The 10,236-nt window shown below is 70.7% G+C and carries 7 protein-coding genes and 2 pseudogenes; 1 reads left to right on the top strand and 8 read right to left on the bottom strand.

Going from position 1 to position 10,236, the window contains the following annotated elements; all coding sequences use genetic code 11:
- Positions 1 to 330 (bottom strand): FAD-dependent oxidoreductase (locus tag AB0K09_RS23135; RefSeq protein ID WP_366067281.1); only part of this gene is annotated, 330 nt, incomplete at its 3' end.
- 161 nt (positions 331 to 491) lie between these two features.
- Positions 492 to 1,907, bottom strand: coding sequence for an MFS transporter (locus AB0K09_RS23130; RefSeq protein ID WP_366067280.1), 1,416 nt, complete (start codon positions 1,905 to 1,907; stop codon positions 492 to 494).
- A 340-nt stretch (positions 1,908 to 2,247) separates the two neighbouring features.
- On the opposite strand from AB0K09_RS23130, the gene AB0K09_RS23125 reads away from it, so the two are divergent.
- Positions 2,248 to 3,327, top strand: coding sequence for a BTAD domain-containing putative transcriptional regulator (locus tag AB0K09_RS23125; protein ID WP_366067279.1), 1,080 nt, complete (start codon positions 2,248 to 2,250; stop codon positions 3,325 to 3,327).
- Between the two features lie 31 nt (positions 3,328 to 3,358).
- On the opposite strand, the pseudogene AB0K09_RS23120 reads toward AB0K09_RS23125, so the two are convergent.
- The 6 genes and pseudogenes from AB0K09_RS23120 to AB0K09_RS23095 form a co-directional block, all read right to left on the bottom strand.
- Positions 3,359 to 3,934 (bottom strand): annotated as a pseudogene (locus AB0K09_RS23120) (alpha/beta hydrolase-fold protein); the annotation flags it as partial.
- A gap of 4 nt (positions 3,935 to 3,938) precedes the next feature.
- Positions 3,939 to 4,538: pseudogene (gene folE, locus AB0K09_RS23115) on the bottom strand (GTP cyclohydrolase I FolE); the annotation flags it as partial.
- Between the two features lie 139 nt (positions 4,539 to 4,677).
- Positions 4,678 to 6,684, bottom strand: a complete 2,007-nt coding sequence (ftsH, locus tag AB0K09_RS23110; protein WP_366067278.1) for an ATP-dependent zinc metalloprotease FtsH — start codon at positions 6,682 to 6,684, stop codon at positions 4,678 to 4,680.
- 304 nt (positions 6,685 to 6,988) lie between these two features.
- Positions 6,989 to 7,528: a hypoxanthine phosphoribosyltransferase gene (gene hpt, locus AB0K09_RS23105; RefSeq protein ID WP_366067282.1), complete on the bottom strand. Its 540-nt coding sequence runs from the start codon at positions 7,526 to 7,528 to the stop codon at positions 6,989 to 6,991.
- Between the two features lie 94 nt (positions 7,529 to 7,622).
- A complete protein-coding gene (gene tilS, locus AB0K09_RS23100) occupies positions 7,623 to 8,669 on the bottom strand; it encodes a tRNA lysidine(34) synthetase TilS (RefSeq protein ID WP_366067277.1) in 1,047 nt (348 codons plus the stop codon).
- Between the two features lie 188 nt (positions 8,670 to 8,857).
- The gene (locus tag AB0K09_RS23095; RefSeq protein WP_366067276.1) at positions 8,858 to 10,012 is read right to left on the bottom strand and encodes a zinc-dependent metalloprotease; all 1,155 of its coding nucleotides are present in this window, start codon (positions 10,010 to 10,012) and stop codon (positions 8,858 to 8,860) included.
- Positions 10,013 to 10,236 lie beyond the last annotated feature (224 nt).

Below are 10,236 nucleotides of genomic sequence, written 5' to 3'. Positions count from 1 at the left end.
GGGCAGGACCAGGTTGCTGAACCAGCCGGCGGGGTCGTCGGCGAAGTTCGTGTAGTCGGCGCCGAACCAGCCCAGCCAGTAGTGGAAGACGGCGACCCGGAACTCCGCCCGGCCGACCGGCAGACCCTGCTTCATGAACGCGTCCGCGCACCCCAGATCGCGCAGCGCCTCCAGGGCCCGCTGCCAGACCACGCAGGCCCGGGCCTCCTGCTTCGTGCTGGGCTCCTTGTCGACGATCAGCGTGTCCACGCCGTACCGGCGCAGGGCGATCGCCAGGGCGAGGCCCGTGGGACCGGCACCGATGACCACGACGTCCCGGAAGTACTTCACGTGTCCCCCCTCCGCCGGTGGCGCCGGCGCTGCCCCTATCGTGCGGGAAGAAGAGACTCAGCCTCAATGGTGCGTGTTTGGGACAACTGACCCCTTTGTTACCGCCATAAAACGCGAGGAGACCCCGGCAAGGGCCGGGGTCTCCTCCGTTCGGGTCACCGTCAGTGCTGTTCCTCGGCCGCGACCGGCTTCGGGATCAGGAAGGACGTCGCGAGGGCGGCCGCCAGGATGACGACGCCGGCGATCATGCCGGCGGTGTAGCCGCCGGCCGAGGCCGCGTCGTCGGGGAGGGCGGCGGTCTTCACCGCGTAGAGGAGGGCGAAGCTCAGACCCGCGCCGAGGTTGAAGGCGCCGGCGTTCAGGCCGGGCAGGAAGCCCGGGTTCTCCTTGGGCGAGAGGACGACGCCGAGACCGTTGAGGACGATGTTCGCCACGCCCGCGTAGGTGATGCCCACGAGGATCGAGGCCGCGAGCAGCAGGACGCGCGAGTGGGCCGGGATCGTGAGGATCATCAGGACCACGGAGACGGCCGAGCCGACGAGGCCGAGGCGCAGGACGCGGCGGTAGCCGAAGGTCGCGGCGAGCCGGCCGGCGACCGGGCCCATGGCGAGGCCGGCGAGGGCGTAGGGGGTGAGGGTCCACCAGGCGGACTGCTCGGCGCCCATGCCCAGTCCGGCCTTCGCGTCCTGGGCGAAGGCGGGTATCAGGCCGTTCATGACGGCGAACACGCCGGTCATGGTGAGGACGGTGGTCAGCAGGGTCGCCCACGTGCCGCGCTGCCGCAGGTGCCGGGTGGCGACCAGCGGGTGGCCGGAGCGGTCCTCGGTGCGCCAGAAGAGGCCGAAGGCGACCGCGGATATCGCGGTCAGGACGCCCACGACGGCCCAGTTCGCGTCACCGAGCTTGCCCGCCTCGTTGAGCGCGACGAGCAGCGAGCCGACCGACACGACGAGCAGGGCGACGCCCGGCCAGTCCATGCGCGTGGCCTCGGTCACCTTGGTCTCGGGCGTCATGGTGACCACGAGCGCGGTGGCGATCACCGCGACGACGGCCATCGCCCAGAAGACCGACTGGAAGCCGTGGTGATCGGCCAGGTAGCCGCCGCCCAGGGAGTCGACGCCGGCGATGCCGCCGTTGACGGCGGTGATGACGCCCAGCAGGGTGCCGTACCGCTTCGGCTCGCTGACCTCGACCCGCAGCATGATCAGACACAGCGGCACGGTCGGCCCGGAGGCCCCCTGGATCACCCGGCCGACGAAGAGCACCGGCACGCTCGTCGCCAGCGCGGCGACGACGCAGCCGACCGCCATGAGGACCAGCATTCCGGCCAGCACCTTGCGGCGGCCGATGACGTCACCGAGCCGGGGCAGGAAGAGCGAGAAGAGGGCCGCCGAGGTGAAGAAGGCGGTCTGGGTGAGCCCGATCTCCGCGGAGCTCGCGCCGAGGCTGTCCTCGATGCTCTTCAGCGCGGGGCTGAGCATGCTGGCGTTGAGCTGGAAGGCGATGCAGGCGGTGAGCAGGGCGGTGACCAGGACGCCCACCCGGACGGGGCGGGGCGCGGTAAGAGAAACGTTCATGCCTCGTGGATCGATCTTTGGGAGCACACACAGAAAAACCCCAGCTCAGCCGGGGCTATTGACCTGCGGAAACACAGCGCGAAGGGGCTTGTTCAGCAGTCAAGGGTACATGGCCCGTACCGGGTGTTTCCGGGTGTTTCTAGGTGTTACGAAGTGCTTTCGGTCACGCGCCGGTCAGCCGGCCGGCCGGCATCCGGGCAGGTCGGGACCGCTGGTCCTGCCCACCGGGACCGTCGCGCGTGCCACTCCGGATGGTTCCGGATACCTTGCCCGGCGCTCCCGCCACTACCTTGTCGACGCCGTCCGCCAGACCGACCCGTCCGGAGCCCGGGGAGCAGCGATGCCGACGACCGTCACGACTGTCACGACCGGCCGACCGACCGGCACCGCACTCGGGTATCAGGAGCGCGAGGTGCTCTCCGCGGTCGGCTGCGGCCTGCGGGACGACGAGATAGCCACCGCCCTCGCCATCCCCGAGGATGCCGTGGCCGGGCACCTCGCGCGCATCCTCGTGAAACTCGGGCTGCGCGACCGGGCCGCCGCCATCGTCCACGCCTTCGACTGCGGCCTGGTCGTCCCCGGCCGCGGCCCCCGCGCGCAGGCAGTGAGCCCGGCTCCGCGGACCGCCGTCGGCCGGGCGGCCGGACCGAAGGTGCGGATCTCCGTACTGGGACCGCTTCAGGCGTGGCAGGACGGGCGGCCACTGAGCCTGGGACATCTCCGCCAGCAAGCCGTCCTGGCGGCGCTGGCGCTGCGCGCAGGGCGGGCACTCGGCCGGCAGGCACTGCTCGACGGAATATGGGGGACGGAGCCGCCGGCCGCGAACGTGGTGCCGGTCTACATCTACCGACTGCGCAAGACCCTGAGTACCGGGGACGGCCTGGACCCGGTCATCGTGCACGACCGGCGGGGCTACCGGTTGGTCACCGGCGCGGTCGACGTGGACGTGGCACGCATGGAAAATCTGGTCGCCGACATCGGGGCGGCCGATCGAGCGGGCGAACCGGCCGAGGCGGTCCGTCTGTGTTCCCAGGCGCTGGACCTGTTTCACGGGGAACTCCTCGCCGGCCTGCCAGGGCCGCTCGCCGAACTGGAACGGCTGCGGCTCACCGAGCGCCGGATCGCCATCGCGCAGCGGAAATCGGAGTGGCAACTACGCTTGGGCCGGCACTCCGAAGCCGTCGCCGAACTGTTCGCCCTGTCCGCGGCGCATCCCCTGAACGAGCCGGTGGCCGCGCTGCTGATGCGGGGGCTCTCCCGCAGCGGCCGGCAGGCCGACGCATTGGCCGTGTTCGACCGCGTCCGCCGCCGCCTGGCTGACGATCTGGGGGTTCCTCCCAGCCGCATGCTGCGGCGGACGCACCAGATGATCCTGCGTGGGGCCGAGACCGGCCTCGGCCCCACGAGAACCCCGCGGTAGGCGGACCGGCGCCGGTGTGCGCGGCGGACGGTCAGGAGGCGAAGGCCCTTTCCAGCCTGGGGACCAGGTCCCGGAGGTCCTGTTCCCAGCAGCCGCCGTTGTGGCCGCCGTTGCACTGGGTGCCCCAGGCGGAACCATCGCCGTAGTCCACGTAGTAGTAGGACATGCCCAGGGCGTCCATGCGGTCCTTGACGTGTTTGGCCGCGCCTTCGAGCCAGAACTCCGGCTCGGTGACCGAGCCCCGCCCGTTGCCCACGTAGACGGAGACCCCGATCCCGGTGAGTCTGTCCATGTGCTGTGACGGGTCGATCGCGTTCCACCGCCAGTCGGCGTTGAACACCGGGTAGGGCGAGCCGAACAGGGCGTCGCTGTCCACGCCGGGCTTGTAGGGGTCGTCGGTGGGGTCGCAGGCACCGGATGACGAGCCGCAGATCACGCCCTGCGCGTCGATGAGGGAGGCGACGACGGCCAGCCGCAGGTCCATGGAGTCGGCCGACAGATCGATGTCCCCGGACAGGGATGCGGTCTGACTGAACAGTTCGGGATGGTCCTGGGCGTAGTGGAAGGCCCCGAACCCGCCCATGGAGACACCGGCGATGGCCCTGGCGACCAGCCATGATCAGGCTCATCGCCTCCGCCCGCGTGGCGGAATCGCGGAGCTGGCCCCGCACCGCCGACGTGAGCGTCTTGGCGCCCGGCTTGCGGATGCCCCGCATGGACATGCACATGTGCTCGCACTCGACCACGACGACCACGCCGCGCGGTTCGAGGATCTCCATCAGCGAGTCGGCGATCTGCGTCGTCAGGCGCTCCTGTACCTGGGGGCGGCGCGCGAAGACGTCCACCAGCCGGGCCAGCTTCGACAGGCCCGTGATCTTGCCGCTAGTCGCCGGGATGTAGCCGACGTGCGCCACGCCGTGGAACGGCACCAGGTGGTGCTCACAGGTGCTGTAGACCTCGATGTCCCGCACGAGCACCATCTCGTCGTGGCCCAGGTCGAAGGTCGTGGTCAGCACGTCCGCCGGCTCCTGCCGGAGGCCCGCGAATATCTCCTTGTACGCCCGCGCGACCCGCGCGGGGGTCTCGCGCAGCCCCTCCCGGTCGGGATCCTCCCCGACCGCGATGAGCAGCTCGCGGACGGCGTTCTCGGCCCGCTTCTCGTCGAATTCTCCGACAGGGCTCACGGCGTCCAGCGTCACCGGGTCGGTCATGGAGTTGCCTCGTTCTCTCGTACGTACACGCGCCCGTGCGGCGGCGGACATGCGAATGCCGCGCACCCAAGGCTAAAACCTGAGTGGCGCGGCATCCATTCCGGGCCCGCACGGGCCCGGGGGCCCGGCGGGGAGGCGGTCAGCTCTCGGTACCGGGGTTGTCCTTCGACAGCTCGACGGTGTCGACCGTGGTCGAGCCGTTGCTCGGGGCCAGCTCCTTCGGCGAGAGCACCGGCGGGCGGGTCGAAGGCGTACGGCGCGAGGAACCCGTCCAGGCCGGGCGGGCCGGGCGCTTGACCACGTGCTTGAAGATCTCGGCGATCTCCTCCTTGTTCAGCGTCTCCTTCTCCAGGAGCGCCAGAACCAGGTTGTCCAGCACGTCGCGGTTCTCGACGAGGATCTCCCACGCCTCGTTGTGCGCGGTCTCGATCAGCTTCTTGACCTCTTCGTCGACCAGCGCGGCGACCTCTTCGGAGTAGTCGCGCTGGTGCGACATCTCGCGGCCCAGGAAGGGCTCGGAGTTGTCGGAGCCGAACTTGATCGCGCCGAGGCGCTCGGTCATGCCGTACTGGGTGACCATGGCGCGGGCCGTGGCCGTGGCCTTCTCGATGTCGTTGGCCGCACCGGTGGTCGGGTCGTGGAAGACGAGCTCCTCGGCCGCGCGTCCGCCCAGCATGTAGGCCAGCTGGTCGAGCATCTCGTTGCGCGTGGTGGAGTACTTGTCCTCGTCGGGCAGGACCATGGTGTAGCCGAGCGCGCGGCCCCGGGACAGGATCGTGATCTTGTGGACCGGGTCGGAGTTCGGGGAGGCCGCCGCGACCAGGGCGTGTCCGCCCTCGTGGTACGCGGTGATCTTCTTCTCCTTGTCGCTCATGATCCGGGTCCGCTTCTGCGGGCCGGCCACGACGCGGTCGATCGCCTCGTCCAGCATGTGGTTGTCGATCAGCTTCCGGTCGCTGCGGGCCGTCAGCAGGGCGGCCTCGTTCAGCACGTTGGACAGATCGGCACCGGTGAAGCCGGGGGTGCGGCGGGCGACGGCGGCCAGGTCGACGTCGGGCGCGACCGGCTTGCCCTTCTGGTGGACCTTGAGGATCTCCAGACGGCCCTGCATGTCCGGGCGGTCGACGGCGATCTGCCGGTCGAAGCGGCCCGGGCGCAGCAGCGCCGGGTCGAGGATGTCCGGCCGGTTGGTGGCGGCGATCAGGATGACGCCGCCCTTGACGTCGAAGCCGTCCATCTCGACGAGCAGCTGGTTCAGGGTCTGCTCACGCTCGTCGTGACCGCCGCCGAGGCCCGCGCCGCGGTGCCGGCCGACGGCGTCGATCTCGTCGACGAAGACGATGGCCGGGGCGTTGGCCTTGGCCTGCTCGAAGAGGTCACGGACCCGGGAGGCGCCGACACCGACGAACATCTCGACGAAGTCGGAGCCGGAGATCGAGTAGAACGGGACGCCGGCCTCGCCCGCGACGGCGCGCGCGAGCAGCGTCTTGCCCGTACCGGGCGGGCCGTACAGCAGCACGCCCTTGGGGATCTTGGCGCCGACGGCCTGGAACTTGGCGGGCTCCTGGAGGAACTCCTTGATCTCCTGGAGCTCCTCGACCGCCTCGTCGGAGCCGGCCACGTCGGCGAAGGTGGTCTTGGGGGTGTCCTTGGTGATCAGCTTGGCCTTGGACTTCCCGAAGTTCATGACCCGGGAGCCGCCGCCCTGCATCTGGTTCATCAGGAACAGGAACACCACGACGATCAGGACGAACGGCAGCAGCGAGAGCAGCACCCCGATGAAGGGGTTCTGCTTCGACGTCGAGACGTTGTAGCCCTCGGGGAGCGTCTGGTTGTCGTCGTCATCGGCCTTGGCCTGCAGATCCTTGGAGATCTCGACGCCCTGGTCGCCGATGTAGTTCGCCTGGATCTTGCTGCTGCCCTTGATCTTCTGGCCGCTCTTGAGCTCGACCTTGATCTTGTTCTCGTCGCCCGTCGTCAGCTCGGCCGACTTCACCATGTTCTTGTCGATCGCATGCACGACCTGACTGGTGTCCACCGACTTGTAGCCGCCGGACGAGCCGACGACCTGCATCAACACGACCACGGCGAGGACGGCCAGCACGATCCACATGACCGGCCCACGGAAGTAGCGCTTCACGTCCATCCATACGGGGCGCGTGCGCCCCGTCCCTCCTGCCACAGTGAGGCACGGTCACCCCCGGACGGGGTGCCTGTGCGTGCGGTGTTCTGCTCGACCTTGCAGTACTGAAAAAGAGTGCTTGAAAGGACCGACCTTCGGACGGTACCCCAGCATTGTCACCCGACGCCGCCGCAGACGGTCAACAAAGCCGCCTTCGCATGCTCCAACGGCGGGAACCGGGAAACGGTTCCCGCGCGCCGGAAAAGCGGGTCGGTACGGCGGTGACGATTCGCCCCCGGCCGCGCCCGGCGGGGGCCCGGGCCGCTGCTCAGCCGCCGTAGACGTGCGGCGCGAGCGTGCCCACGAAGGGCAGGTTGCGGTATTTCTCCGCGAAGTCGAGCCCGTAACCGACCACGAACTCGTTCGGGATGTCGAAGCCGACCCACTTCACGTCGATGGCGACCTTGGCGGCCTCCGGCTTGCGGAGCAGGGTCACGACGTTGAGCGAGGCGGGCTCGCGCGAGCCCAGGTTCGACAGCAGCCAGGACAGCGTCAGGCCGGAGTCGATGATGTCCTCGACGATCAGGACGTGCTTGCCCTTGATGTCGGTGTCCAGGTCCTTGAGGATGCGGACCACGCCGGAGGACTGGGTGCCGGCGCCGTACGACGACACGGCCATCCAGTCCATGGTGACCGGGTTGGACAGGGCACGCGCCAGGTCCGCCATCACCATCACGGCGCCCTTGAGGACGCCCACGATGAGCAGGTCCTTGCCCGCGTACTCCGCGTCGATCTTGCCCGCGAGCTCCGCCAGCTTCGCGTCGATCTCTTCCTTGGTGATGAGCACCGACTTCAGGTCGGTGCCCATGTCCTTTACGTCCACCCGCGCCACTCTCGCTCGTTTCGGACACTTCCGGCCGTGGTGCCGGACGGCCCGTACGGTTTGCCGATGCTCGTTCGAGTCAGCCCTGCCGGAGGACCAGTCTGCCACCCTGGCGGCGAACCGCGACGCGCCCGGGCAGGTTGATCGTCCCCTGGCCGCGCCAGCCGGTGATCAGCCGGTCGACTTCCTCGATGTGCCGGGCGAAGAGCGAACCGGCCGGGGAGCCCGCGGCGATCACCGCGCGGCGGATCACGCGGCGCCGCACGGCGGGGGGCAGGGCGTACAGCTTGGCGCACTCCAGGCCGCCGCTGTCGTCCCGGACGGACGGCTCGACGGTGGCGGCCCAGGCGTCCAGGGCGTCCGCGTCGTCCCGGGAGAGCTGGGCGGTGCGGGCGAGGGCCTCGACGACGCCCTTGCCGAGGGCCTTCTCCAGGACGGGCAGCGCCTCGTGGCGGACGCGGGAGCGGGTGTAGGCGGGGTCGGAGTTGTGCGGGTCGTCCCAGACGGGCAGCGACTGGACCATGCACGCCTTGCGGGCCGTCTGGCGGTCGAGGCCGAGGAAGGGCCGGCGGTAGCGGCCGCCGACGCCGGAGGTGACGGCCATCCCGGACAGGGAGCGGATGCCGGAGCCGCGGGCGAGACCCAGCAGAACGGTCTCTGCCTGGTCGTCACGGGTGTGGCCGAGGAGGATCGCGGCGGCACCCAGCCGCTCGGCGACGGCGTCGAGCGCGGCGTAGCGGGCGTCGCGGGCGGCGGCCTCGGGACCGCCGTCCCGGCCCACGTCGACCGTGACGGCCTCCACGGGGTCCAGGCCGAAGGCGGTGAGGCGGCTCGCGACCTCGGCGGCGCGGAGGTCGGAGCCCTCCTGGAGGCCGTGGTCGACGGTCACCCCGCCGGCGCGGATGCCGAGCCGGGGGGCCTCGAAGGCGAGGGCGGAGGCGAGGGCCATGGAGTCGGCGCCGCCGGAACAGGCGGCCAGGACGAGCGGCTGCCGGCCGTGCGGGGCCGCCGACGCGCCGGGTGCCGACGCGCTGGTCACTGAGGCGGGGGGAGCCAGGGTGAGGACGTCGTGGAGAACGCGGCGAACCGCCAGGCGTATCGCCGCGACCGCGGGGTGTGGACCCATGTCCGTGTGTCCAATCGTTCCATCGAGGGGGGTATCGGGGGGATGTTCCGTCACGCTGTGTATGTCGATGGTGACAGAGATGAGCCTTTACCCGAGCATCGCACGCCCACCCTTGGCTTACGGTCCCTCGGAAGAGTGATTACGGGAGCGTTCTTCCGTCCCGGGGTCGCCCCGAGGGGGTACCGGGCTCAGCCCTCCGGCCGCCGGTGCACCCGCGCGACCCAGTCCGCCGGTTTGGCGATCTCGGCCTTGGTGGGGAGCGTGTTCGGGGACGTCCAGACCCGGTTGAACCCCTCCATGCCGACCTCGTCCACGACCGCGCGGACGAACCGTTCACCCTCACGGTACTGCCGCAGCTTGGCGTCGAGTCCCAGCAGCTTGCGCAGCGCCACGTCCAGCCGGCCGGCGCCGCTCGCGCGGCGCTTCTGGAACTTCTCCCGGATCTCGGCCACGGACGGCACGACCTGGGGGCCCACCCCGTCCATCACATAGTCCGCGTGCCCCTCCAGCAGCGACATCACGGCCGTCAGCCGGCCGAGGATCTCCCGCTGGGCCGGCGTCTGCACCAGCTCGACGATGCCGATGCCGCGGCGCTCCTGCTGCTCCTCGTCCTGGGCGTGGCCGCCCGCGAGCGACTGGAACGCCTCCCGCACCCGCTCCAGCAGCGTCGCCGGGTCGACCTCGGTCTCCGACAGGAACGCCTGGATCTCGCCCTGGATGTGGTCGCGCAGCCAGGGCACGGCCGTGAACTGCGTGCGGTGCGTCTCCTCGTGCAGGCACACCCACAGCCGGAAGTCGTGCGGGTCGACCTCCAGTTCGCGCTCGACGTGCACGATGTTCGGCGCCACGAGGAGCAGCCGGCCGCCGCCGTCCTCCGAGCCCGGCAGCTCGCGGCTGACCGGGGCGAACGTCTCGTACTGCCCCAGCACGCGCGACGCCAGGAACGACAGCAGCATCCCGAGCTCCACGCCGGTCACCTTGCCGCCGACCGCGCCCAGCACGTTGCCGCCCGGCAGCGAGCCGCGCCGGTCCTGCATCCGCTCCAGCAACGGCCCGAGCAGGGCCCGGAACCCGGCCACGTTCGCCCTGATCCACCCGGGCCGGTCGACCACCAGCACGGGCGTGTCCGCGGCCCGCTCCCCCGTCGCCATCCCGGTGAACGCCCGGACGTGCTCCTCCGACGACTTCGCGTGCCGGCGCAACTCGGCGACCACGTCCCGCGCCTCGTCCCGGCTGACCTCCGGCCCCGACCGCACGAGCCGGCTCGCGGTCGCCACCGCGAGCTTCCAGTCGACCATCTCCGCACCGCTGCCGTTGCCGCTGCCGCTGCCGCTGCTCGTCATGGCTTTCACGGTACGTGCTGCGCACGGCTTCCGTAGAGGTCTTCCCCAGCCCCTCCGCATCCGCGGGGGTCCCCCACACACTCCCCCCGCGACGGCGAAAGGGGGCGCGGCCCGATGCGCGAGGCCCCGCCTCACACTCCCGCCCCGACAGCGAACCCCGCCGGCCGGCTCGGCACCGCCGAACACCACCACCGTGGCCACGCGCCGCCGCGGCGGGAAGGGGG

The organism is Streptomyces sp. NPDC049577, assembly GCF_040675635.1.
Taxonomy (GTDB): Bacteria; Actinomycetota; Actinomycetes; order Streptomycetales; family Streptomycetaceae; genus Streptomyces.
This window is presented reverse-complemented; position numbering and strand designations above follow the sequence as displayed.

Coding starts and splice junctions, on each gene's coding strand:
- AB0K09_RS23130 (WP_366067280.1), bottom strand. CDS start 1,907: ATGAACGTTTCTCTTACCGCGCCCCGCCCCGTCCGGGTGGGCGTCCTG.
- AB0K09_RS23125 (WP_366067279.1), top strand. CDS start 2,248: ATGCCGACGACCGTCACGACTGTCACGACCGGCCGACCGACCGGCACC.
- ftsH (WP_366067278.1), bottom strand. CDS start 6,684: ATGGACGTGAAGCGCTACTTCCGTGGGCCGGTCATGTGGATCGTGCTG.
- hpt (WP_366067282.1), bottom strand. CDS start 7,528: ATGGGCACCGACCTGAAGTCGGTGCTCATCACCAAGGAAGAGATCGAC.
- tilS (WP_366067277.1), bottom strand. CDS start 8,669: ATGGGTCCACACCCCGCGGTCGCGGCGATACGCCTGGCGGTTCGCCGC.
- AB0K09_RS23095 (WP_366067276.1), bottom strand. CDS start 10,012: ATGACGAGCAGCGGCAGCGGCAGCGGCAACGGCAGCGGTGCGGAGATG.